Origin of the sequence: Devosia enhydra (assembly GCF_900119845.1) — a bacterium.
In the GTDB taxonomy this organism is placed as follows: Bacteria; Pseudomonadota; Alphaproteobacteria; order Rhizobiales; family Devosiaceae; genus FPKU01.
Genome location: NZ_FPKU01000001.1, coordinates 1882643 through 1905706, shown reverse-complemented (window position 1 = coordinate 1905706; position 23064 = coordinate 1882643). Strand labels below are relative to the sequence as shown.

At 65.7% G+C, this 23064-nt stretch carries 22 protein-coding genes; 20 read left to right on the top strand and 2 right to left on the bottom strand.

Annotation, left to right across the window (positions count from 1 at the left end):
• Nucleotides 1-475: 475 nt before the first annotated feature.
• The 20 genes from BT183_RS09120 to BT183_RS09025 all read left to right on the top strand — a co-directional run bounded on the left by BT183_RS09120 (nucleotide 476) and on the right by BT183_RS09025 (nucleotide 20477).
• Entirely contained in the window at nucleotides 476-2008 is a 1533-nt protein-coding gene (locus BT183_RS09120; protein ID WP_072341248.1) for an ABC transporter substrate-binding protein, read from the top strand.
• A gap of 125 nt (nucleotides 2009-2133) precedes the next feature.
• Entirely contained in the window at nucleotides 2134-3075 is a 942-nt protein-coding gene (locus tag BT183_RS09115) for an ABC transporter permease (protein WP_072341245.1), read from the top strand.
• Nucleotides 3072-3941: an ABC transporter permease gene (locus BT183_RS09110; protein ID WP_425290553.1), complete on the top strand. Its 870-nt coding sequence runs from the start codon at nucleotides 3072-3074 to the stop codon at nucleotides 3939-3941. The genes BT183_RS09115 and BT183_RS09110 overlap by 4 nt, the downstream gene beginning before the upstream one ends.
• On the top strand, nucleotides 3941-5170 hold the full coding sequence (locus tag BT183_RS09105; RefSeq protein WP_072341239.1) for an amidohydrolase/deacetylase family metallohydrolase: 1230 nt from the start codon (nucleotides 3941-3943) through the stop codon (nucleotides 5168-5170). The genes BT183_RS09110 and BT183_RS09105 overlap by 1 nt, the downstream gene beginning before the upstream one ends.
• Nucleotides 5167-6180 carry an ABC transporter ATP-binding protein gene (locus tag BT183_RS09100; RefSeq protein WP_072341236.1) on the top strand — a complete coding sequence of 338 codons (1014 nt, stop codon included), beginning with the start codon at nucleotides 5167-5169 and terminating at the stop codon, nucleotides 6178-6180. The genes BT183_RS09105 and BT183_RS09100 overlap by 4 nt, the downstream gene beginning before the upstream one ends.
• Nucleotides 6177-7145, top strand: a complete 969-nt coding sequence (locus tag BT183_RS09095) for an ABC transporter ATP-binding protein (protein ID WP_072341233.1) — start codon at nucleotides 6177-6179, stop codon at nucleotides 7143-7145. The genes BT183_RS09100 and BT183_RS09095 overlap by 4 nt, the downstream gene beginning before the upstream one ends.
• A 30-nt stretch (nucleotides 7146-7175) precedes the next feature.
• Nucleotides 7176-7667 carry a RidA family protein gene (locus BT183_RS09090; RefSeq protein ID WP_072341230.1) on the top strand — a complete coding sequence of 164 codons (492 nt, stop codon included), beginning with the start codon at nucleotides 7176-7178 and terminating at the stop codon, nucleotides 7665-7667.
• Between the two features lie 28 nt (nucleotides 7668-7695).
• Nucleotides 7696-8892: an aminotransferase class V-fold PLP-dependent enzyme gene (locus tag BT183_RS09085; protein ID WP_072341226.1), complete on the top strand. Its 1197-nt coding sequence runs from the start codon at nucleotides 7696-7698 to the stop codon at nucleotides 8890-8892.
• A 35-nt stretch (nucleotides 8893-8927) separates the two neighbouring features.
• A complete protein-coding gene (locus BT183_RS09080; RefSeq protein ID WP_072341223.1) occupies nucleotides 8928-9737 on the top strand; it encodes an IclR family transcriptional regulator in 810 nt (269 codons plus the stop codon).
• Nucleotides 9738-9859: 122 nt separating this feature from the next.
• The gene (locus BT183_RS09075) at nucleotides 9860-10684 is read left to right on the top strand and encodes an alpha/beta hydrolase (protein ID WP_072341219.1); all 825 of its coding nucleotides are present in this window, start codon (nucleotides 9860-9862) and stop codon (nucleotides 10682-10684) included.
• Nucleotides 10685-10785: 101 nt separating this feature from the next.
• Entirely contained in the window at nucleotides 10786-11922 is a 1137-nt protein-coding gene (locus tag BT183_RS09070; RefSeq protein WP_072341216.1) for an ABC transporter substrate-binding protein, read from the top strand.
• A 201-nt stretch (nucleotides 11923-12123) separates the two neighbouring features.
• Entirely contained in the window at nucleotides 12124-13044 is a 921-nt protein-coding gene (locus BT183_RS09065) for a branched-chain amino acid ABC transporter permease (RefSeq protein ID WP_072341213.1), read from the top strand.
• Between the two features lie 3 nt (nucleotides 13045-13047).
• Entirely contained in the window at nucleotides 13048-14022 is a 975-nt protein-coding gene (locus BT183_RS09060) for a branched-chain amino acid ABC transporter permease (protein WP_072341210.1), read from the top strand.
• The gene (locus tag BT183_RS09055; protein ID WP_072341839.1) at nucleotides 14015-14764 is read left to right on the top strand and encodes an ABC transporter ATP-binding protein; all 750 of its coding nucleotides are present in this window, start codon (nucleotides 14015-14017) and stop codon (nucleotides 14762-14764) included. Before BT183_RS09060 ends, BT183_RS09055 begins: the two co-directional genes overlap by 8 nt.
• Entirely contained in the window at nucleotides 14761-15447 is a 687-nt protein-coding gene (locus BT183_RS09050) for an ABC transporter ATP-binding protein (RefSeq protein ID WP_177282471.1), read from the top strand. Before BT183_RS09055 ends, BT183_RS09050 begins: the two co-directional genes overlap by 4 nt.
• A 330-nt stretch (nucleotides 15448-15777) precedes the next feature.
• Nucleotides 15778-17514 carry an L-arabinonate dehydratase gene (araD, locus tag BT183_RS09045; RefSeq protein ID WP_072341207.1) on the top strand — a complete coding sequence of 579 codons (1737 nt, stop codon included), beginning with the start codon at nucleotides 15778-15780 and terminating at the stop codon, nucleotides 17512-17514.
• 25 nt (nucleotides 17515-17539) lie between these two features.
• Nucleotides 17540-18229 carry a GntR family transcriptional regulator gene (locus BT183_RS09040; RefSeq protein ID WP_072341205.1) on the top strand — a complete coding sequence of 230 codons (690 nt, stop codon included), beginning with the start codon at nucleotides 17540-17542 and terminating at the stop codon, nucleotides 18227-18229.
• Between the two features lie 207 nt (nucleotides 18230-18436).
• Nucleotides 18437-19084 (top strand): DUF433 domain-containing protein, encoded by a 648-nt coding sequence (locus tag BT183_RS09035; RefSeq protein WP_072341203.1) that lies wholly within the window; start codon nucleotides 18437-18439, stop codon nucleotides 19082-19084.
• A complete protein-coding gene (locus BT183_RS09030; protein ID WP_072341200.1) occupies nucleotides 19081-19464 on the top strand; it encodes a DUF5615 family PIN-like protein in 384 nt (127 codons plus the stop codon). Before BT183_RS09035 ends, BT183_RS09030 begins: the two co-directional genes overlap by 4 nt.
• 338 nt (nucleotides 19465-19802) lie before the next feature.
• The gene (locus tag BT183_RS09025; RefSeq protein WP_072341197.1) at nucleotides 19803-20477 is read left to right on the top strand and encodes a GntR family transcriptional regulator; all 675 of its coding nucleotides are present in this window, start codon (nucleotides 19803-19805) and stop codon (nucleotides 20475-20477) included.
• A 69-nt stretch (nucleotides 20478-20546) separates the two neighbouring features.
• Here BT183_RS09025 and BT183_RS09020 read toward each other — a convergent pair whose 3' ends face one another.
• Nucleotides 20547-21896 (bottom strand): dihydroorotase, encoded by a 1350-nt coding sequence (locus BT183_RS09020; RefSeq protein ID WP_072341194.1) that lies wholly within the window; start codon nucleotides 21894-21896, stop codon nucleotides 20547-20549.
• Nucleotides 21896-22684, bottom strand: coding sequence for an SDR family oxidoreductase (locus tag BT183_RS09015; RefSeq protein WP_072341192.1), 789 nt, complete (start codon nucleotides 22682-22684; stop codon nucleotides 21896-21898). Before BT183_RS09015 ends, BT183_RS09020 begins: the two co-directional genes overlap by 1 nt.
• Between the last annotated feature and the right edge of the window lie 380 nt (nucleotides 22685-23064).

Below are 23064 nucleotides of genomic sequence, written 5' to 3'. Positions count from 1 at the left end.
TGAACGCCAGCCCCACACAACGGCCCACGCGACCCCTCGCGTGGGCCTTTCGTTTTTCTCCTCTTTCCCTTCTCCCCTGCGGGAGAAGGTGGCCCGCAGGGCCGGATGAGGGGTTCAGACTCGGTGATTGAGCCGAAAGCCCGCACCCCTCACCCCAGCCCTCTCCCCGGCTGGGAGAGGGAGCGATAGAGCCTGAAATCGGGCGAACGCTGGGGGCGAACGGGCCCCCCTTTCCCTTCTCCCCTGAGGGGAGAAGGTGGCCCGCAGGGCCGGATGAGGGGTTCAGACCATCGCCTCCAGCCGAGCCCGCGCACCCTTTACCCAACTCCCTTCCTTCAAGAGAGAGACGTCGATCGCTCAGAGGCGTTTCGCAAGCCAGCCCCACACCCGCTTGACGGATCATCCACCCCATGCAAGCTTAATCCGTAACTAGAGGATATATTCCACTATAAGGGAATATAAGGAAGGGAACGACATGAAGCCTTTTGCCCTGGCGCTTGCCACATCCGTCATCGCGCTGATGTCCGCCAATGGTTCCGCTCTTGCCCAGACCGCTGGCGGGGTGATCGACGTGGCGACCATCGGCGAGCCGCCCACCCTCGACCCCATGGCCTCCACCGCCGATCTCGTCGGCATCATCACCCAGCACATCTACGAGACCCTCTACACCTTCGCCGAGGACTGGACGGCGACCCCGCTGCTCGCTGCCGACATGCCGCAGATCTCCGAGGATGGGCTGACCTACACCATCCCGCTGCGCACCGGCGTCACCTTCCATGATGGCTCGGAGATGACTTCGGCCGACGTCGTGGCCTCGCTCGAGCGCTGGATGCGCATTGCCAGCCGCGGCAAGCAGGCCGATGCGGTGATCGAGACCGTCGCCGCCACCGATGATGCCACCGTCACCATCACGCTCAACACCCCCTACGCGCCGCTCCTCTCGCTGCTCTCGCTCAACAATGCGGCGGCGATCATCATCCCCGAGGAAAACGCCGCGCAGGACCCGCTCGAGGCCTATGTCGGCACCGGGCCCTACAAGCTCGAAGCCCGCGTGCCCGATCAGTATATCCAGCTCGTGCGCTTTGATGAGTATGCCTCGCGCGATGGCGAGCCCAATGGCTTCGGCGGTGCGCGCCTGCAATATCTCGATGAAATCCGCTTCGTGCCGGTGCCCGATCCCAACACCCGCGTCGAGGGCGCGGTGGCCGGGCAGTTCGCCTATGTCGACCAGCTGCCGGTCGAGGCCTTCGACCGCGTGTCGTCCGGGGCCACCGAGCCGGTGGTGCTGGCGCCGTTCGGCTGGCCGGTGTTCGTGATGAACACCCAAGAAGGGCTCAACTCCGACATCCGCGTCCGCAAGGCCATCCAGGCGGCCCTCGCCCCCGAGGATATGCTGCTGGCCGCCTTCGGCTCGGAGAATTTCTTTGCCGTCGACGGCGCCTGGTATCCCGAAGGCTATGTCTGGCACACCGAAACCGCGACCGAGCCCTACAAGCCGGCCGGCGACACCGAGGCGGCCAAGGCGCTCCTGGCCGAAGCGGGCTATAGCGGCCAGCCGCTGCGCATCCTCACCTCGCGCCAGTACGAATATCACTACAAGATGGCGCAGGTCGCCCAGGCCTATCTCGAGGCCGCCGGCTTTACCGTGCAGATGGATGTGGTGGAGTGGGCGACCCTCACCCAGAACCGGGCCAACCCCGCGCTCTGGGATATCTACATCACCCACAGCCCCTTCCTGCCCGAGCCGTCCCTGATGGGCATCATGTCCGATACCTCGCCGGGCTGGTGGGCCACCGATGCCAAGCATGCGGCCGTCAACGCCTTCAACGCCGAGAGCGACCCGACCAAGCGCGTCGCCCTGTTCGAGGCGGTGCAGCAGGTGATCTATGATGAAGTGCCCGCCTACAAGGTCGGCAATTTCAACGCCCTGGCCGCCCAGTCGCCCAAGCTCGAAGGCGTCACCGTTTCGCCCTGGCCGTATTTCTGGAACGCCTATCTCACCGAATAAGGCCCTTCGCTGATCGCTCCCGCCGCGGCCGGAGCGTTTCCAGGCGAAGTGGATACCGGTTCGCCGTCCGGAAACGCTAAAAATTGGCTGCGGTGGGGCTACCCCGTTCCCCGAGGTCATCCCACATGCTCCGCGCTGCCCTCAACCGGCTCCTCGGCATGGCGATCGTGATGGCGCTGGTCGTCACCATCGTCTTCATCATCGTCCGCGTCACCCCCGGTGATCCCGCTGCCGTGATGCTCGGGCCCGATGCGACCGCCGCAGACATTGCCAGCCTCCGGCAGCGGCTGGGGCTCGATGCCTCGATCCCCGAGCAGTTCGTCACCTATCTCGGCGGATTGCTGAGGGGCGATCTCGGCACCTCGATCTTCCTCAATATCCCCGTGGCGCAGGCGCTGTGGCTGCGCGCCGAACCGACCTTTTTTCTCACCATCTTCTCGCTTCTGATCGCCACCGCCATCGCCCTGCCGGTCGGAGTGCTCTCGGCCTATTGGCGCGGCACGCTGTTCGACCAGGCGGCGACGACCCTCGCGATGCTCGCGGCTTCCATCCCCAGCTTCTGGCTCGGGCTGATCTTCATGCAGGTCTTTGCCGTGCAGCTGGGCTGGTTCAACACCTCCGGCTTTGGCGGGCCGGGGGCGAGCTTTGCCGAGCGCATGCATCACCTCGTGCTGCCCGCCTTCACGCTGGGGCTGATATCGTCCGCGCTGATCACCCGCTTCACCCGCGCCGCGATGCTGGATGTGCTCAATGACGATTATGTCCGCACCGCCCGCTCCAAGGGCATGGGCGAATGGCGCGTCGTCGTCCGCCACGCCTTCAAGAACGCGCTGATCCCCATCCTCACAGTAGTCGGGTTGACCGCCGCGCTGCTGATCTCAGGCGCCATCGTCACCGAAACCGTGTTCGGCCTGCCCGGGGTGGGCAGCCTCATCGTCTCGGCGGTGCTGCGGCGCGATTATCCCGTCATCCAGGGCGCGCTGCTGGTGGTGGCGGGGCTTTATGTGCTCGTCAATTTCATCATCGACATGCTCTATCTGCTCGTTGACCCGAGGGTGCGCTACTGATGGCCGCGACAGCTGGCGCCGGCATGGCGCGCGAACCCAATCTCCTGATGCGCATCGCCAGCCGCCCCACGGCGCTGATCGGGCTCATCATCGTCACCATCGTCATCGTGCTCTCGGTGCTGGCCCCGCTGATCGCGCCCTATGCGCCGGGGCAGATCGCCGTGCGCTTCCGCCTGCAGGGGCCGAGCCTTGCGCATCTGATGGGTACCGACGAGCTGGGCCGCGACGTCTTCTCGCGCGTGCTCCATTCGGGCCGCACCTCGCTGGGGGTGGGCTTTGCGGTGGTGATCTTCGCCTCTTTGATCGGGGTGACGCTGGGGCTCGTGGCGGGGTTTTTCCGCCGCTTCGATGCGCCGGTCTCGCGCCTCATCGATGCGATGATGGCCTTCCCCGACATCCTCCTCGCCATTGCGCTGGTGGCCGCGCTCGGGCCGTCGGCGACCAATGTGGTCATCGCGCTCGGCATCGTCTATGCGCCGCGCCTCGCCCGCGTCGTGCGCGCCTCCACCCTCGTCATCCGCGAACTGCCCTATGTCGAGGCGGCACGGGCGCTTGGGGTACCGACGCCGGTGATCCTCGTGCGGCACGTCCTGCGCAACGTCACCTCGCCATTGCTGGTGCAGGCGACCTTCATTTTCGCCAATGCCATTCTGGCCGAAGCCGGGCTGTCCTTCCTCGGGGTCGGCATTTCGCCCGACATTCCCACCTGGGGCACGATGATCTCGGTGGGCCGCCAGTTCCTCGATCAGGCGCCGTGGATCATGTGGTTCCCCGGCAGCGCCATCATCTTGACGGTGCTCAGCCTTCAGCTTCTCGGAGACGGCCTGCGCGACTTCCTCGACCCGCGCCTCGCCAAGGATGTGTGATGTTCGATAACCGCTTCAAACCGCAGGAGCAGAAGCTCCTCATTGCCAACGCCCGGCCCTTGGCCTTCGGCCAGCCCGGCCTGCCCGAGCGCCTCGACGTGCTCATCGGCACCGATGGCGCCATCCTCGATTTCGGCCCATCGCTGGGGTCCGATGGCAGCATCGACGCACAGCGCATCGACGCCGCCGGCGCCTATATCTCGCCAGGCTGGACCGATCTTCACGCCCATGTCTGGTATGGCGGCACCGACATTTCCATACGGCCCGAACAGGGCGGGGCGGCGCGCGGGGTCACCACCATCGTCGATGCCGGCTCGGCGGGCGAAGGCAATTTCCAGGGCCTGCGCGAATTCATCATCGAGCCGGCGCGCGAGAACGTCTACGCCTTCCTCAATCTGGGCTCGATCGGGCTCGTGGCCTGCAATCGGGTCAGCGAGCTCATGGACATGCGCTCGATCGACATCGATCGCACCATCGCCGTCATCGAGGCCAATCGCGACGTCATCGTCGGGTTGAAGGTCCGCGCCAGCGCGGTGATCACCGGGGGCTGGGATCTCGTTCCGGTCAAGCTCGCCAAGAAGATCGGGCGCATCACAAAGCTCCCCATCATGGTGCATGTGGGCGAGCCGCCCCCGCTCTATGACGACATCCTGCCGCTTTTGACCGAAGGCGACATCGTCACGCATTGCTTCAATGGCAAGCATGGCGGCTCGATCATCGAGGATGACGATCTCTACCGGCTGGCCGAGGATGCGGCAAAGCGTGGCATCGTGCTCGATGTCGGCCATGGCGGGGCGAGCTTTTCCTTCGATGTCGGCCGCATCGCGCTCGAACGCGGCTTGAAGCCCACCACGATTTCCACCGATCTGCACAATCGCTCGCTCGATGGCGCGGTGTGGGATCTGGCCACAACCATCTCCAAGCTGCACGCGCTCGGCATGGGCTTCGAGGATACGGTGGTTGCCGCCACCACGGCGCCGAAAAAGGCCATCAACCGGCCCCATGCCGATCTGCTCGCCAAGGGCAAGCCGGCCGAGTTCACACTGTTCGATCTCGTGCCCTCCACCCTCGAGGTCAAGGACAGCCAGGGCGCCCGCTCCACCATCGAAGCCATCTTCGAGCCGCGCTGGGCGATCCTCGGGGCCGAAGCCGTGCCGGCCTCGCGCCACCAGCCACACCGGCACGATGAGGGTGGCCATGCCTGCCCGCATTGCGGGTGGATCTCATGACCCTGCCCGAGGACACCATTCTCTCGGTCCGCGATCTTCGGACGTGGTTCAAGGCCAAGCGCTCCACCGCCAAGGCGGTGGATGGCGTCACCTTCGACCTCAAGCGCGGCCAGACCCTCGCGGTGGTGGGAGAATCGGGGTCCGGCAAGTCCGTCACCAGCCTCTCGATCATGGGGCTGCTGGCCAAGCCCGGGGCCATCGAGAGCGGGGAGATCCTGTTTCGCGACCGCACGGGCAGCGTCCACGATCTGGCGCGGTTCGCCCCGCGCCAGTTCCGCGCCCTGCGCGGGCGCGAGATCGCCATGATCTTCCAGGAGCCGATGACGAGCCTCAACCCGCTCTATACCGTGGGCGACCAGATCGGCGAGATGATCGCGCTGCACGAGCCGGTAAGCCGGGCCGAGGCCCGCAAGCGCGCTCTCGACATGCTGCGCCATGTCGAAATTCCCGATGCCGCCAGCCGGCTCGATGATTATCCGCACCAGATGTCGGGCGGCATGCGCCAGCGCGTCATGATCGCCATGGCGCTCGCCTGTTCGCCCTCGCTGCTGATCGCCGACGAGCCCACCACCGCGCTCGATGTCACCATCCAGGCGCAGATACTCGATCTCCTCCGGCGCCTCCAGGCGCAGTTCGGCATGTCGATCCTGTTCGTCACCCACAATCTTGGCGTGGTCGCCGAGATCGCCCATGAGGTGGTGGTGATGTATGCCGGGCGCGTTGTCGAGCAGGCGCCGGTGCTCGATCTCTTCGCCCATCAGGCCCATCCCTATACGCGCGGGCTCCTCGCCTGCACCCCCGATGCCGAGCGCGATCTTTGTGCCGATGGCGCCCGCCGCGCGCTCTATTCCATCCCCGGCTCGGTGCCGCCCATCACCGCGCTGCCGCCCGGCTGCGCCTTCGAGCCGCGCTGCGCCTACCGCATCCCGGCCTGCACCGAAGCGCTGCCGCCGCTCGTCCGAGTGGGCGCCAACACCGTGTCGCGCTGCATCAGGAGCCACGAGATATGAGCCCCGTCGAGGCGCCGCTGCTTTCCGTCGAAGGCCTCAGCAAGAGGTTCCTCGCCCGCAATGGCCGCGTCGTGCACGCGGTCTCCGATGTCAGCTTTTCGGTCCGCAAGGGCACGACGGTGGGGCTCGTGGGCGAATCCGGCTCGGGCAAGACCACCGCCGGCCGCACCGTGCTGCGCCTTATCGAACCCTCGGGCGGCAAGGCGGTGTTTGACGGGGTCGATCTCTTCTCGCTCTCCGAGCGCGAGATGAAGGCCTATCGCAAGCGCCTTCAGATCATTTTCCAGGACCCGTTCTCCTCGCTCAATCCGCGCATGCGCATTGATGCGATCCTGGGCGAAGCGCTCGATGCCGCGCGCTTTCCGCGCGGCTCCGCCCGCAAGGACCGGGTGGCCGAGCTCCTGTCCATCGTCGGGCTTTCGCCCGATCACGCGCGGCGCTTTCCGCATGAATTTTCGGGCGGCCAGCGCCAGCGCATCGGCATTGCCCGGGCGCTGGCCGTCGAGCCCGATTTCATCGTCGCCGACGAGCCGGTCTCGGCGCTCGACGTTTCGGTGCAGGCCCAGGTGCTCAACCTCATGGGCGACCTGCAGAAGCGCTTCAACCTCTCGATGCTGTTCATCGCCCACGATCTCTCGGTGGTCGAATATCTTTGCGACGATGTGGTGGTGATGTATCTGGGGCGCGTCATGGAGCGGGGACCGAGCCGCAAGGTCTATGCGGCGTCCCGTCATCCCTATACCCGCGCGCTGCTCGCCACCGCGCCCATCCCCGATCCGACGCGGCGGCGCGAGCGCGTGCCGCTTCAGGGCGACATCCCGTCCCCGCTCGACCCGCCCTCGGGCTGCGTCTTTCGCACCCGTTGCCCCATGGCGATCCCCGCCTGCGCCGATATCGTGCCGCCGGTGGCCCATCTGGGGGGCGATCACCACGTCGCCTGCATCCGCCATGCCGAACTGGCCTGAGGGCCAGACGTGACTTTCCCGGAGTACCCCATGACCCGCCCCGAGCGCGCCCTCCAGCCCGACCCGACCCCTTATGACCGGCTCGCGGCCGAGGGCATCATCCTGCCGCCGGCGCCGGCGCCCATCGCCAATTTCGTCACCCATGTCATCGAGGGCAATCTGCTGTTCCTCTCGGGGCAGGGGCCGCTCGAAGCCGATGGCACCCTGCATACCGGCCGTGTGGGCGAGGATGTGTCGGTCGCCGATGCCTATGCCCATGCCCGCCTCACCGGCATCAACCTGATCTCGGTGATGCATGCGGCACTGGGCGATCTCGGGCGCGTCACCCGCATCGTCAAGCTTCTGGGCATGGTCAATGCCACCCCCGATTTCGGCGAGCATCCGGCCGTCATCAATGGCTGCTCGGACCTTCTGAACGCCATCTTCGGCGAAAAGGGCGTGCATGCCCGCTCCGCCGTCGGCTTTGGCTCGCTGCCCAACCGCATTACGGTGGAAATCGAAGCCATCGTCGCCTTCCGCTGATCCCTCCTCATTCGGACCCGTCACGCTCATGTCCTCCGATATCCGCAGTCGCCTCGGCCTTCGCCCCGTCATCAACGTCTCGGGCACCATGACCTCGCTCGGGGCCTCCATCGTCGTGCCCGAGGCGGTCGAAGCCGTCCGCGCCGTCCTCACCGAATGGACCGAGATGGGCGACCTGCACCGGGTCGCGAGCCGCACCATCGCCGAACTCACCGGCGCCGAGGCGGGCTTTGTCACCGCCTCCTGCTCGGCCGCCATCACGCTGTCGGTCGCCGCCGCCATCACCGGCACCGACCTCTATGCCATCGAGCAATTGCCCGACACCGGCACCCGGCCAAACGAGGTCGTCATCCAGACGGGCCACATGGTTTCCTATGGCGCCCCCGTCGAGCAGGCCATCCGCATGGCCGGCGGCAAGGTCGTGCCGGTGGGCCAGGCCACCAGCGCCCATGCCTATCAGCTGGCTGGCGCGATCACCGAGCGCACGGCGGCCGCCGTGTTCGTCGTCTCCCATCACGTCGTCGATTACGGGCAGATCCCGCTCACCACCTTCGCCAAGATCTGCCATGAGCGCGGCGTGCCGGTCATCGTCGATGCGGCCTCCGAATATGATCTGCGCGGCTTTCTCGCCCAGGGCGCCGACCTCGCGCTCTATTCGGGCCATAAATTCCTCGGCGGACCGACCAGCGGCATCGTTGCCGGCTCCAAGGATCTGGTACGCGCCGTTTACCTCCAGAACCGCGGCATCGGGCGCGGCATCAAGGTGGGCAAGGAAAGCATCGCCGGTGTCATCGCCGCGCTCGAGGCGTGGAAGACGCGCGATCATGCCGGCATCCGCGCCCGCGAGCAGGCGGCGCTCGATGTGTGGCTGAAGGCGCTGGCCGACCGGCCCGGCGTCACCGCCACCATCGTGCCCGACCCCACCAACAATCCCCTCGACCGCCTCAAGCTCGCCATCGATCCCGAGATCGCGCGCATCTCCGCCTGGGATTTTGCCACCCGCATGGGGCAGGGGGACCGTCCGGTCATCGTGCGCGATCACGAGGCCGAGCATGGCTATATCTTCCTCGATCCCTGCAACCTGCATCCGGGCGAGGAATTCGTCGTGGCCGAAAGGCTGGGCGAGGAGTTCGAGAAGGTGCGCGGCGCCAACGAGCCGGTCGTGACCCCCCTCGATCAGTTCTGGCTGGCCCGCGAAGCGAGCATATTGAACTGGCCCGATTGAGGGTGCATCTGTCGGGTCACGCAAGGAACCCGTTCATGGCCGCCATCAAGACCCTCGATCCCGCCGAGCCGCATGCCAGGCGCTCGCGCACCAGCGGCATCGACCGGGCCCTGCAGATCTTCGATCACCTGCAGGGCGAAGAGCGCGCCGCCACCGCCTATGAGATCGCCCAGGCGGTGGGCGCTCCCCTCTCCACCATCTATGCCATCATCGACGATCTCGTCGAAAAAGACCTGCTGACCCGCGACGGCAACGGCCTTATCTGGCTGGGGCCACGGCTTTATCACTACGGGCTGACCTATGCCCGCAACCTCGATCTGCTCCAGGTCGCGACCCACGAGATGCACGAGCTGGCCCGCGCCTCGCGCGAGACCGTGCAGGTCTGCGGCCGCGATCAGGACAATATTGTGGTGATCGCCATGGAAGAGGGCGCCGACCATTTCCAGGTCACCTCGCGCATCGGCACGCGCAGCCCCTTGAACTGGACCGCCTCTGGGCGCCTGCTCGTCGGGCACCTGCCCGAGGATGAGCTGCGCACCATCTTCCAGCGCTCGGCGCGCCGCTCGCCCACCGGCCGGGCCGAACTCGACCCCGACGTGCTGGCCCGCTCGGCCCGCGAGGCGCTCGATCAGGGCCTTTCGATCCAGGCCGGCGAATCGGATTTTTCCGTCGCCTGCATCGCCGCCCCCATCCGCGACCGGTCGGGTGCCTGCCAGGCCACGATCTCCATCGTCGTGCCCGAGAGCAAGGTGGGGCAATCCGATCCCGACCTCATCGAACTGGTCAAATCGAGCGCCCGCCGCATCGAGGCCCGGCTGGGCTGGACCAGCGGGCGCAGGCCCTAGCTCCGGCATCGGTTGCCAAGCCGGCATTGCCTGCCTATCGTCCCGGCCGCAAAAGCGTTTCCAGGTGAGTGGACACCGGTTCGCCGTCCGGAAACGCGACGAAGCGCAGGGCAGGGGGCCACATGCTGCACGCGATCACAGATTGGGACGATGCCTACGCCAACGGGCCCAACATTCCGGGAGGCGAACGCTGGCCGTCCGCCTGGGTCGCCCCGGCCGCCGCGTTTCGCGAGCGCCTCCTGGCCGAAGGTCGCGCCCGCCTCGATCTCGCCTATGGCGAAGCGCCCCGCAACCGCTTCGATCTCTTCTTGCCAGAGGGGACGCCGAAGGGCCTCGTCGTCTTCATCCATGGCGGCTTCTGGCTGAGGCTCGACAAATCCTACTGGTCCCACCTCGCCGCCGGTCCGCTGGCCCATGGCCATGCCGTCGCGATGCCCAGCTACACCCTCTGCCCCGAAGCCAACATCGCCGCAATCACGCTCGAAATGGCGCATGCCATAGCTGGGGCCGCCGATCTCGTGCCCGGCCCCATCCGCCTCGTCGGTCACTCGGCCGGAGGTCAGCTCGTCACCCGCATGGTGTCGCACACCTCACCGCTGCCCGAGGCGCTCTGGGCCCGCATCGCGCTCACGCTCTCGCTTTCGGGCCTCCATGATCTGCGCCCGCTGCTCAACACCGGCATGAACGCAACCATCGGGCTCGATGCCATGGCGGCAGCCGAAAGCCCGGCGCTGCTTGCGCCCCTTCCGGGCACGCGGCTCATCTGCTGGGTCGGGGCGGCCGAGCGCTCGGAATTCCTGCGCCAGAACGCGCTTCTGGCCAATATTTGGAAGGGCCTCGGCGCCGCAACCGACGCGGTCGAGGAGCCCGACCGGCACCATTTCAACGTCATCGACGGGCTTTCCGACCCCGATCATCCGCTCTGCCGGGCGCTCATGGCGCAATGAGCCGGGCAAGCGTACCGGCCGGGCCGCAATTGGGCTGGAAATGCCCGACCAATCAGGCATGTTAGGGCCAATTCGGCAAAACGATTTTCTGGAGGATTGTCATGGGGAAGATTCTGGCGGCACTGGCGTTCGCGCTTTCGGCCGGCGTTGCGGGGCAGGCATTGGCCGAGCCCATCAAGATCGGCATGATCACGACGCTGTCGGGCGGTGGCGCCGGCCTCGGCATCGATGTCCGCGACGCCTTCCAGCTCGCCCTTAAGCAGGCCGGCAATGCCGAGATCGAGCTCGTCGTCGAGGATGATGCGCAAAAGCCCGAACTGGCCGTGCAGATCGCCGACAAGATGATCCAGTCCGACAAGGTGGATCTGCTGACCGGCATCATCTGGTCCAACCTCGCCATGGCGGTCGTGCCCTCGGTCACCGCGCAGGAGATCATCTATCTTTCGCCCAATGCCGGGCCGTCGCCGCTGGCCGGCGCCGCCTGCAACGCCAACTATTTCAACGTCGCCTACCAGAACGACAATTTCCACGAAGCGGCGGGCGAATACGCCAATATCGATTATTCCAACACCTTCATCATGGCGCCCAACTATCCGGCCGGGCAGGATGCGCTCACCGGCTTCAAGCGCTATTACAAGGGCACGCTGGCCGGCGAGGTCTACACCCAGGTCGGCCAGACCGACTACGCCGCCGAAATCGCCCAGATCCGCGCCTCGGGCGCCGATTCCGTCTTCATCTTCCTGCCCGGCGGCATGGGCATCGCCTTCACCAAGCAATACGCCCAGTCCGATGTCGGCATCCCGCTGCTCGGGCCCGGCTTCTCCTTCTCGCAGGATGTGCTCGGCGCCATCGGCGATGCGGCGGTCGGGGTGAAGAACTCCGCCTCCTGGTCGCCCGATCTCGACAATCCGGCCAATGCGGCCTTTGTCGAAGCGTTCCAGGCCGAATATGGCCGCCTGCCGTCGGTCTATGCCGCCCAGTCCTTTGATACGGCCAACCTCATCCTCTCGGCCGCCGCCAAGGCCAGCGTCACCGACAAGGATGCCTTCCGCGCTGCCCTCAAGGAAGCCGATTTCGCCTCGGTGCGCGGCAAGTTCTCCTTCAACACCAACCAGCATCCGATCCAGGATCTCTACATGCGCGAGGTGGTGAAAGAGGGTGACGTGATCACCAACAAGATCATCGCCACCGTCTTTACCGACCATGGCGACGCCTACGCCAAGGATTGCAGCCTCTAAAACCCGCCCATCGCCACGGGGGCGTCCCGGCCTACCGGGTCGCCCTCCCCACCCTGTCGTCCCTGCGAAAGCAGGGACCTCCGTTCCGGGATCGCGAGGCGTAAACAGGGGTCCCTGCTTTCGCAGGGACGACCCGATGCGGGGCGGCATTCTCCGCAGCCTCGCCCGAATGCCGCCGCCCAAACCCAAGAGTGGAGCCCCTTGTCCAGCGCCCTTCTCGTCGAACAGCTGCTCAACGGGCTCCAGCTCGGGGTTATGCTTTATCTCATGGCGGCCGGCCTCACCCTGATCTTCGGGGTGATGGGGCTGATCAACCTCGCCCATGGCTCGCTCTACATGGTGGGCGCCTTTGCCTGCGCCGCCGTCGCGGCGTGGACGGGCTCGTTCTTTCTCGCGCTGATCGGCGCCCTGATTGCCGCCGCCGCGGCCGGCGCGCTGATGGAAATCCTCGTCATCCGCAGGCTTTACGGCCGTGACCATCTCGATCAGGTGCTGGCCACCTTCGCGCTCATCCTCGTCTTTTCCGAAGCCACCCGCTGGCTCTTCGGCCCGTTCCCGCTTTATCTCGATATTCCCGCCATCCTGCAGGGCACCGTTCCGCTGCCGGGCGGCTCGCGCTACCAGATCTACCGGCTCGCCATCATCGGGGTGGGCATTGCCGTCGCCATCGGTCTCTATCTTCTCATCTCGCGCACACGGCTGGGCATGCGCATCCGCGCCGGCGAGAGCGACCGCGAGATGATCGCCGCGCTCGGGGTCGATATCCGCACCCTTTACACCGTCGTCTTCGCGCTCGGGGCCGGGCTTGCCGGCCTGGCCGGGGCGATGATCGGGCCCTTGCAATCGGTGCAGGTGGGCATGGGCGAGCCGGTGCTCATCCTCGCCTTCGTCGTCATCGTCATCGGCGGCATCGGTTCCAATCGCGGGGCGCTCATCGGCGCCATCCTCGTGGGCGTGGTCGATACGATGGGGCGGGCCCTGCTGCCCGGCGTGTTGTCCGGCCTGCTCGGGCCCTCGGCTGCGGCCACCACCGGCTCCTCGCTCGCCTCCATGCTCATCTACCTCGTCATGGTGGTCATCCTCGTCTTCCGGCCGCGCGGCCTCTTTCCGGCCGGGTCCTGAGCCATGATCACCCGCGAACGCCTCGTCGAAATCACCCTCGTCCTGCTGCTCGCCGCCGTGCCAATTGCCGCGCAGCTGCTCAACGAACCGTTTTACCTGACGCTGGCCACCCGCGTCGCCATTCTCGGGCTCGCCGCCGTGGGGCTCAATATCGCGCTGGGGCTGGGCGGGCTCGTCTCGTTCGGGCATGCCGCCTTTTTCGGGGTCGGGGGCTATGTCGCCGGGGTGCTCGCCATCCACGCCTTCAACGGCACCCCGATGCTGCTCGGCCTTCCCGGCACCAAGCTGATGCCGTTCATCTGGATCGTCGCCATCCTCGTTTCGGGCCTCGTGGCGCTCGGCATCGGCGCTTTGACGCTGCGCACATCGGGCGTCTACTTCATCATGATCACGCTCGCCTTCGCGCAGATGATCTATTATTTCGCCATCTCCTGGCCCGCCTATGGCGGGGAGGATGGGCTCTCTTTTTACGTCCGCAACGGCTTTCCGGGCGTCGATACGCTCAAGCCCCTGCCGTTCCTCCTCATCTGCTACGCGCTCCTGGCGCTCGGGCTCATCCTCTTCCAGGTCCTGCGCAAGTCCCGCTTCGGGGCGGCCTTGCAGGGCGCCCGGCAGAACGAGGTGCGTGTCGCCGCCACCGGCATTTCGCCCTATCGCATCCGCCTCGTCGCCTTCGTGATTTGGGCCATGATCACCGGGGTTGCCGGCGCGCTTTATGCCGATCTCAACCGCTTCGTCAGCCCGGCCATGCTCTCCTGGCACATGTCGGGCGAATTGATCGTGCTCATCGTTCTGGGCGGGGTCGGGCGCCGCTTCGGCCCGGTGGTCGGGGCAGGGCTCTATGTGCTGCTCGAATACTGGCTGGGCGGCATTACCGAGCGCTGGCAGCTGTTCTTGGGTCTGATGCTTTTAGGCGTCGTGCTCTTTGCCCGCGGCGGGCTCATCGGGCTTCTGGCCGGAAAGCCGCGCCATGGCTGATCCCGTGCTGTCGGTCACTGGCCTCTCGCGCAGCTTCGGCGCCCTCAAGGCCACCGATGAGGTGACGCTCGATCTGCGCCCCGGCGAGATCCACGCGCTCATCGGCCCCAATGGCGCCGGCAAGTCCACCCTCATCAACCTCATCAGCGGCGCGCTGTCGCCCGATGCCGGCTCGGTGCATCTGGGCGGCATGGACGTCACCCGCCTCGGGGTCAGCGCGCGGGCGCGGCTGGGGCTCGGGCGCACCTACCAGATTTCCTCGCTCTTTCCCGAATTCTCGGCGCTGCGCAATGTCATGCTGGCGGTGCAGGCGCGGCAGGGCTCGAGTTTCCGCTTCTTCCTGCCCGTCATGGCCGATGCCTCGCTGCGCGATCCGGCTCTGTCGCTGCTCGATCGGGTCGGGCTAGCGGCCCGCGCCCATGTCATTGCCGCCGAACTGTCGCATGGCGAGCGTCGGCAGCTCGAGCTCGCCATGGCGCTGGCGCTCTCCCCGCGCCTCCTGCTGCTCGATGAGCCGATGGCCGGCATGGGGCCCGAAGGCTCCAAGGCGATGACGGCGCTGTTGGCCCAGCTCGGCCACGCGCTTCCCATCCTTCTCGTCGAACACGATATGGATGCGGTCTTTGCGCTGGCCGACCGCATTTCGGTTCTTGTCTATGGCCGCATCATCGCCACCGGCAGCGTCGAGGAGATCCGCCGCGATCCCGAAGTGCGCCGCGCCTATCTGGGGGATGCCGCCTGATGCTGCTCGAAATCTCCGGCCTCACCGCATCCTACGGGCCCGTGCAGGCGCTGTTCGGGGTCGATCTTGCCGTCGCCGAAGGCGAGATGCTGGCGCTTCTGGGGCGCAACGGCATGGGCAAGACCACCACCATCCGCGCGCTCTTCGGGCTTACCCCGGCCTCGGGCGGCCGCGTCAGCTTTGCCGGGCGCGAGATCGCGCGCCTTGCCCCGCACCGCATTGCGCAACTGGGGCTCGGGCTCGTGCCAGAGGGGCGGCGCTGTTTTCCCAATCTCACGGTGGAAGAAAATCTCGTCGTCGCCGCACGGCCGGGCCGGTGGACGCAGGCCAGCGTCGCCGAACTTTTCCCCCGCCTCGCCGAACGCCGCCGCCAGCTGGCCCGCACGCTCTCGGGCGGCGAACAGCAGATGCTCGCCATCGGCCGCGCGCTGATGACCAACCCCCAGCTCCTCGTCCTCGACGAAGCCACCGAAGGCCTCGCCCCCATCATCCGGCAGGACATCTGGGCCGCGCTCCGCGCTCTCAAATCCGGCGGCCAGGCCATCATCGTGGTCGACAAATCCCTGTCCGAACTCCTCCCCGTAGCCGACCGCTGCACCATCCTCGAAAAAGGCACGAGCGTCTGGACCGGCAAGGCCGGCGAGCTCTCTCCCCAATTGCAGGACCGCTATCTGGGGGTTTGAGGGGGCAAGCGGCCGATGGTGTCGAGCCGCCTCAACACGGCGTCATTCCCGCTTGCGCGGGAATGACATCGGGGCGTTGCGCGTGCGGGTGGCGTACCAAAGGCTCAAGGGAAGTGTGATCGGCGCCGCTTTGTCCCCAAAGCGTGACCTCCCCCTTTCGTCCAGGCGAAAGCGAGGATCTCCGTTCAGAAAGGTACCAGCTACGAACGAAAAGTTCCGCTAAGTCCGGAAGTACCACTGGGCGCAACCCACTGATGCATTAGTGTTGCACAGCTCCCAAAACCCCGCTACCACCATGCGTCCACACCAGCAGTCGCGGGAGAAACGCCCATGGGCAGTGACGATCACGGCGCCGGTCTGCGCAGCGACAGGTGGTTCGTGCCCGATGATCTGCGCTCAATGGGGCATCGCTCGCGCATGTTGCAGATGGGCTATGACGAGGCCGATTTCCTCGGCAAGCCGGTGATCGCCATCGTCAACACCTGGTCCGATACCAATCCGTGCCATTCCCATTTCAAGCAGCGCGTCGAGGACGTGAAGCGCGGCGTGCTGCAGGCGGGCGGCTTTCCCATCGAGCTGCCGGGCCTCGCGCTGTCCGAAAGTCAGCTCAAGCCCACCTCCATGCTCTATCGCAACATGCTGGCGATGGAGACCGAGGAGATGCTGCGCGCCCACCCCGTCGATGGGGCGGTGTTGATGGGGGGCTGCGACAAGACCACGCCGGCCCTCATCCTGGGCGCCATCAGCGCCGGCTACCCGATGATCTTCCTGCCCGCCGGGCCCATGCTGCGCGGCAATTACAAGGGCCAGGCGCTGGGCTCGGGGTCCGATGCGTGGAAATACTGGGATGAGCGGCGCGCCGGCACCATCGGTGAGGCCGAGTGGAAGGATGTCGAGGGCGGCATCGCCCGCTCCTACGGCCATTGCATGACCTTTGGCACCGCCTCCACCATGACGGCGATCGCCGAGGCGATGGGGCTGACGCTGCCCGGCGCCACCTCCATCCCCGCCGCCGACGCCGCCCATATCCGCATGTCGACCCAGACCGGGCGGCGCGCCGTCGAGATGGTGCGCGAGGGGCTCACGCCCGATCGCATCGTCACCCGCGCCGCTATCGATAATGCGCTGGTCGTGGCCATGGCCACGGGCTGTTCCACCAATGCGGTGGTGCATCTGCTCGCCATGGCGCGTCGCGCCGGCATTCCGCTTTGCCTCGATGATTTCGATCGCGCCAGCCGCACCACGCCTGTGCTCGCCAATATCAGGCCGTCGGGCAAGACGTACCTCATGGAGGATTTCTACTTTGCCGGCGGCCTGTGCGCGCTCATGGCCCAGCTCACCGATCGGCTGGCCCTCAACGCCATGACCGTATCGGGCCGCACCCTGGGCGAGACGCTCGAGGGCGCCGAAATCCACAACACCGATGTCATCCGCCCCATCGACAATCCCATCTATCACGAAGGCTCGCTGGCGGTGCTGCGTGGCAACATCGCGCCTGATGGCGCGGTCATCAAGCCCTCCGCCTGCCTGCCGAGGCTTCTGGTCCATCGGGGCCCGGCGCTGGTGTTCGATTCCTATCCCGAGATGAAGGCGGTCATCGATCGCGACGATCTCGATGTCACCGCCGATACCGTGCTCATCCTGCGCAATGCCGGGCCGCAGGGCGGGCCGGGCATGCCCGAATGGGGCATGCTGCCCATTCCGCGCAAGCTGTTGCGCCAGGGCGTGCGCGATATGCTGCGGCTTTCCGATGCGCGCATGAGCGGCACCAGCTACGGCGCCTGCGTGCTGCATTTGGCACCCGAGGCGCATGTGGGCGGGCCGCTGGCGCTGGTGCGCACCGGCGATATCATCGCCGTCGATGTGCCCAATCGCCGGCTCGACATGCTGGTCGATGAAGCCGAGCTCGCCGCCCGCCGTGCCCGATGGGTGGCGCCGCCCCCGCGTTACGAGCGCGGCTATGGCAAGCTCTACATCACCCACGTCACCCAGGCCGACAAGGGCTGCGATTTCGATTTCCTCGAAACCGGCTTTGGCGGCAAGGTGCCCGAGCCGGAGATTTTCTGACCCCGGCAGCGGAGGCGCGCCCCTTATGACAGACCGTGCCGAAACCGGCCGCCTCGCCTTCGATCGCACCCGCCAGATTGCGCCGCAGCTGCTCGAACATCTGCGCGAGCGCATTCTTTCGCTCGATCTTGGGCCCGGCACCACCCTGTCGCGGCCGCAGCTGCAAAAGCAGTTCGGCCTGAGCCAGACGCCTCTGCGCGATGCCCTGCTCAAGCTCGAGGAGGAGGGGCTCGTCACCATCTACCCGCAATACAAGACACTGGTCTCCCTCATCGATGTCGAGCAGGCCCGGCAGGCCCATTTCATGCGCCGCGCCATAGAGGTCGATGCAGTAAGGCTTCTAGCGCGCGAGCGGCCCGCTGCGGCCGAGGCGCTCACCCGCGCCAATGCCGCGCTGGCCGAAACCGCGCGCGCCGACGATCTCACCGCGTTCCTTTTGGCCGACAGGGCCTTCCACCACGTCATTTTCGTCGAGGCCGGGCTACTGGCCCTCTGGCCCATCATCCGCCGCAACAGCGGCAATCTCGATCGCCTGCGCCGCCTCAACCTGCCCAATGTGGGCATGCCTAAGGTCATCGCGCTTCACGCCCGCGTTGCAGAGGCCATTGCCTCAGGCAATGCCGACGCGGCCGGCAGCGCCATGCACGAGCACCTCTCCTTTACCCTCGCGGTTCTGTCGCGGGCGCGGGAGGGGTATCCGGGGCTGGTGGTGTGAGGAGTTGACGCGTAGGCACCAAAGCCAGATGCCTTAATCAGCGTTAATAGACGGCAGACATCGTATCGCGCGCGTGATCTCAGCATGCCAAACGGCCCAAAATAACCGTCTTGCAATGCTCTGCGTGATGCCAGGTTCTTTGCATCACGTCGAGATGGCCTCTTGCGCGGCATGATCTAAGAATTAGAGTAATTTCTGGAGGTTGGATTGCCAGCTGAATCGAGTAACATTGTTGGCGCGTTCACCACCGTGCAGGCGGCACGCCTCACGGGCGTCAGTCGCCGCCAACTTTCCGCCTGGCATCGCAACGGCTTCTTTTCTCCCAGCATAATCGCCGGGGAAGCCAGAAGCGCCTATACCCGCTTTTACTCCTTTCGCGACCTCCTGTCCCTCAAGGTGCTGAACCAGCTTCGCAATGAGACCCAAGTGAGCATGGATCACTTGAAAAAGGTGAAAAACGATCTTGCTCATCTTGGCGAGGACATGTGGGTCAAGAGCACACTATATCTGCTTGGCAAGCGCGTTGTTATCGCGCGTGACGATGACTCGCGTCACGAGGCTGGATCGGGGCAGGAAGTCTTCCGCATACCGCTGAGGGTCGTGGTGGGTGGTATGCGCGAGCGTATTCAGGAGTTCAACAAGCGCAATAGCGATGAGATCGGGCAAATCGTCCGGCAGCGCGGGGTCGTCCACAGTCAGGCTGTGATTGCCGGTACCCGAATTCCGGTTGCCACGATCAAGGAGTTTGCAGATGCTGGTTATACGGTGCCGCAGATTCTTCTAGAATATCCGTCGCTGAACGAAGATGACGTTGAGGCCGCTTTGGCATTTGGGGGCGAGCGCAGCGCTGCATGAAGTTTTTGCTGGATGAGGGGGTTCCAGTATCCGTCGGCTTCGTCTTGAGAGACGCAGGGCACGAGGTGATTCTCTTCAATGAAAGCGGGCTTGCCAAGGGAAGCGCCGACCCCGTTGTATGCGTTGCGGCGGAGTCGAGTGACGCTATCCTCGTTGCTGCCGACCACGACATGAAGAGTTTGGCGAAAGGGCATGGCATCACTCCGGCTCGCTTCAAAAAGCTTGGCCTGCTGCGCTTTGAATGCCCAAAGCCAATGGCAGTGGCGCGAATTGATGCATCACTGTCGCTGATCGAGCATGAGTGGCAAAAAGTTGTGTCGGGTCAATGCGTCAGAATATTCGTTACAATCGGCGAGTCGGTTATAAAGACGTACCGATGATGCTCGAGTAATTTGGATTGAATGCAGCGTCCTTGGGTGCCGAAATGCAGTCTTGGACGATGGCTCAGCGGTTTTACCAGGGTGCAGTCTCGCCGCGCAAAACTGGATGGCGACGGCGGCCGATCTGCCGCTTTATGCCGCATGACCGACGGCTCAGAAGTTGGCTTCGAGTCGCACCCTTATCAAACTCCAACCTATTCCATTCGGGGCACAAGGCGTATACGATAAGAATACGAAGGGCGCACGGGCGTCTGGATAGCCCGATGGCTAAAGCGATGTGGTGATGTGAAGTACTGTGTGTCGGTGCAGCGCTGCCACTTGGGGAAGTGTCATTGACCATGATCGAGGAACCCGCACGCCAGGACCCTCTGTTCCCTGAAGAGCGGCCCTCGCTCACCATGGTCGATGTCGCCTATGAGGCGATCCTGTCGGGCATCGTCACCCATCGCTTCCTGGGCGGGCAGGTGCTGCAGGAGGCAAAGCTCGCCGCAACGCTCAACCTCTCCCGCACCCCGGTGCGCGAGGCGTTGGGCCGGCTCGAGGGCGAGGGGCTGTTGCAGCGCGACGGGCGGGTGCTCACCGTGCGCAGCGTCACCATCAAGGACTATCTCGAGGTGCTGCACCTGCGGCGCCTGCTCGAGACCGAGGCGGCAACCCTCGCTGCCGGCAATCTGGAGCCCGACGCGCTGCTGGCGCTGCGCACCCGCGTTGCTGCCCTCACCGACCCCAAGGCCATCACCCCGGCCGATCACTGGCAGCTCGATGAGGATATACACCTCACCATCGCGCGCGGCAGCGGCAATGATCATCTGGTGCAGCTCATCGTCGACCTGCGCCGCATGACGCGGCTCTTCAATCTCAAGAAGGTGCCGGGCCGCTTCTTCCCCGGGCGCGACGAGCATCTTGAGCTCATCGATGCGCTATTGGCCGGCGACGCGCCGCGCGCCGCCGAGGCCATGCGCAGCCATATCGATAATGTGAAAAAGGGCATTCTCGAAGCCCTCGCCCTGTAGCCCGCTCGTCCGGCGGGGCAGGGTGGAGGGGGCGCGTCGTCGGCGCGCCCCGTCAGTCGTCAGACAGCGTCAATGGCGGCGGACGAAACGGCCGTGTCCGGCCACCTCCGCCACGTTTTTGCCATCGAAAACCTGCTTGCCGCGCACATAGGTCGCCGCGATCGAGGCGGCGAACATTTCTTTATCGTAAGGGCTCCAATTCAGGCCGTCCTGCGTGCGTGAAGCATCGAATTGCACGGTGCTGCGTGTCAGGATGGTGACATCTGCATCCGAACCCGGCTGCAACACGCCTTTGCGGGGATAGAGCCCGAAGAACTTCGCCGGGTTCTCCGAAAGGTCGCGCGCCAGCCTCTGCGCCGGATCATCGAAGCGTTCGCTGAGATCGGTGAAGTACGAAAGTACCAATGTTTCCAAGCCTGTAATGCCCGCCCCGGCATCGAACACCGATGCCGTCAGCTTGCGCTCCAGCGGCCAGCTGCCGTGGTCAGACGAGATGAAGGCGAAGTCGCCGCGCCGATAGCGATCCCACAGCTGTTCTTTCACCCCGGCGCGAATCGGCGGGTTCACCTTGAGCAGATTGCCCAGCCGCGGAATGTCGATTTCCGCATCGAAATGAAGGTAGTGGGCACACATTTCCCCGGTCGCCCGATGCCCGCTTTCGGCATAGTGGCGGACGAGGTCGTACCCCCTCGGCGTCGAGATATGCACGATGTGCACATGCGCGCCGGTGACTGCGCCAAGCTCCAAAAACGCAGCTGTATCAACCAGTTCGGCAGCTTCCGGGCGGCTCGGGGAGTGGTACTCTGCCCCGATTCGCCCCTCGGCCTTGAACCGCGCGATGCGGGCCAGCACGATCTCCTGATCCTCGTTATGGAGCCCGACGGGAATATCTGTCGGCGCCAAAACCTCAAGCAGATCAAGGGTTTCGTCCATCGGTATGCGGGGAAACCGCGTCGGGTGGCTCTCGAAATGCGAGATCTTCACCGCGCAGCACCCAGCCGCCACCAGATCGAGCACCGCATCGCAGCTTTTGCGCGGAACGGTGGCGTAAAGCGCCACGTCGACACTCGCAAGCTCTTCAATTGCCTCGACTTTTCGGCTCAGCGCCGCCAGCGTCTGCAACGGCTCCGGGTCGTCATAGGGCATGTCCACGATGGTCGTGATGCCCCCCGCCGCCGCCGACCGCGTCGTCGGCTTCAGCCCCGCCAGCCCCCCGGCACTGCACGCATGCACCTGCCCATCGATCGCCCCGGGCAACACCAGCGCGTTGCCGTAACGCTCCGTCCGCCCGGCCTCCGGCGGCGCACCGGTGCCGAGGGCGGTGATGGTGCCGCCGGTGATCGCCAGCCAGCCGCCCTCGAGAATGCCCGAGGGCGTGACGATATCTCCGCAGATGACGAGATCGGGGCGGGCGCTCATTACACAGACCTCATGATGCCGCCATCGACACGCACCGAAGACCCGGTCACATAGCTCGCCGGCGCGCTGACGAGAAACGCCGCAACCGACGCAAATTCCTCGACTTTTCCGTATCGGCCGGCGGCGATGGTTGCCCGCGAGGCCTTGGCGACTTCCTCGGCGGTCTTGCCCGTGCGGCCGGCGGCCAGCGCATCCAACTGATCGACGCGCTCGGTGTGGATACGGCCCGGCAGGATCATGTTGACGGTGATTCCGGCGGGCGCGAGCTCGGCCGACAGCGTCTTCGACCAGCCCTGGATCGCGGCCCGCAGCGCGTTCGACAGGCCCAGTCCCGGGATCGGCTGCACGACGCCGGAAGAACCCACGGTCAGGATCCGGCCCCAGCCCCGCTCCTTCATGCCGGACACGAAGCGCGCCGTAAGCTCGGTTACCGGCAGCACCATCGACTGGATATGCGAGAGCCACTGGTCGGAGGGAATGGAGAGCGTCGGCATATTCGGCGGGCCGCCGGTATTGTTGACGAGGATATCCACCCCGCCCCAGAGCCGTTCAGCCTCGGCGCCGAGCGCTGCCCGGCCTTCGGCAGAAGCGAGATCGGCGGCAAAGAACGGCACTGTGCGGCCGGTCTCGCTGGAAAGGGTCGCGGCCTCGGCCTTGAGCTTTTCGGCGTCGCGGCCGGTGAGCAGCACCTCGGCGCCTTCTGCCGCGATCGCGCGCGCAATGCCAAGCCCAAGCCCGCGGCTCGATGCCGTCACCAATGCATGCTTGCCAGCGATGCCAAGATCCATTTCCAGTCCTTCCTCAGCGCGATGGGTCAGGCGTGAGCCCTGTTATGTGCACGCGCCACACGGCGCGCTTCGTGCCGGCTTATCAGCCAATCGAGATCGGCAACATCCCCTCTTTGGCCCCGAGACCCGCCCGCCGCTTGCTCGGCGAGGGCGTCTCGCAGGCTGCCCGTCCTCCCCGGCGGGGTTCGGGTCCTGCCGGCCGCCACTCCGTTTCAGCCTCTTCGACTGCAAATTTCCAGCACGTGTACTAGACGTATACGAACAGGATACGTTAGCATAGCTGCCATCGACGCCCTCGGCGCCAGTGGAGATGCGGCAGCACTCTCGCCCCGCACCGCCAGCAGATTTCATCGGCATGCCCGCTCCGCGGCGGGTTCTCA

What these genes read in the sequence shown, in the direction of transcription:
- BT183_RS09120 (WP_072341248.1), top strand. Translation starts at nt 476, where the DNA reads ATGAAGCCTTTTGCCCTGGCGCTTGCCACATCCGTCATCGCGCTGATG.
- BT183_RS09115 (WP_072341245.1), top strand. Translation starts at nt 2,134, where the DNA reads ATGCTCCGCGCTGCCCTCAACCGGCTCCTCGGCATGGCGATCGTGATG.
- BT183_RS09105 (WP_072341239.1), top strand. Translation starts at nt 3,941, where the DNA reads ATGTTCGATAACCGCTTCAAACCGCAGGAGCAGAAGCTCCTCATTGCC.
- BT183_RS09100 (WP_072341236.1), top strand. Translation starts at nt 5,167, where the DNA reads ATGACCCTGCCCGAGGACACCATTCTCTCGGTCCGCGATCTTCGGACG.
- BT183_RS09095 (WP_072341233.1), top strand. Translation starts at nt 6,177, where the DNA reads ATGAGCCCCGTCGAGGCGCCGCTGCTTTCCGTCGAAGGCCTCAGCAAG.
- BT183_RS09090 (WP_072341230.1), top strand. Translation starts at nt 7,176, where the DNA reads ATGACCCGCCCCGAGCGCGCCCTCCAGCCCGACCCGACCCCTTATGAC.
- BT183_RS09085 (WP_072341226.1), top strand. Translation starts at nt 7,696, where the DNA reads ATGTCCTCCGATATCCGCAGTCGCCTCGGCCTTCGCCCCGTCATCAAC.
- BT183_RS09080 (WP_072341223.1), top strand. Translation starts at nt 8,928, where the DNA reads ATGGCCGCCATCAAGACCCTCGATCCCGCCGAGCCGCATGCCAGGCGC.
- BT183_RS09075 (WP_072341219.1), top strand. Translation starts at nt 9,860, where the DNA reads ATGCTGCACGCGATCACAGATTGGGACGATGCCTACGCCAACGGGCCC.
- BT183_RS09070 (WP_072341216.1), top strand. Translation starts at nt 10,786, where the DNA reads ATGGGGAAGATTCTGGCGGCACTGGCGTTCGCGCTTTCGGCCGGCGTT.
- BT183_RS09060 (WP_072341210.1), top strand. Translation starts at nt 13,048, where the DNA reads ATGATCACCCGCGAACGCCTCGTCGAAATCACCCTCGTCCTGCTGCTC.
- BT183_RS09055 (WP_072341839.1), top strand. Translation starts at nt 14,015, where the DNA reads ATGGCTGATCCCGTGCTGTCGGTCACTGGCCTCTCGCGCAGCTTCGGC.
- araD (WP_072341207.1), top strand. Translation starts at nt 15,778, where the DNA reads ATGGGCAGTGACGATCACGGCGCCGGTCTGCGCAGCGACAGGTGGTTC.
- BT183_RS09040 (WP_072341205.1), top strand. Translation starts at nt 17,540, where the DNA reads ATGACAGACCGTGCCGAAACCGGCCGCCTCGCCTTCGATCGCACCCGC.
- BT183_RS09030 (WP_072341200.1), top strand. Translation starts at nt 19,081, where the DNA reads ATGAAGTTTTTGCTGGATGAGGGGGTTCCAGTATCCGTCGGCTTCGTC.
- BT183_RS09025 (WP_072341197.1), top strand. Translation starts at nt 19,803, where the DNA reads ATGATCGAGGAACCCGCACGCCAGGACCCTCTGTTCCCTGAAGAGCGG.
- BT183_RS09020 (WP_072341194.1), bottom strand. Translation starts at nt 21,896, where the DNA reads ATGAGCGCCCGCCCCGATCTCGTCATCTGCGGAGATATCGTCACGCCC.
- BT183_RS09015 (WP_072341192.1), bottom strand. Translation starts at nt 22,684, where the DNA reads ATGGATCTTGGCATCGCTGGCAAGCATGCATTGGTGACGGCATCGAGC.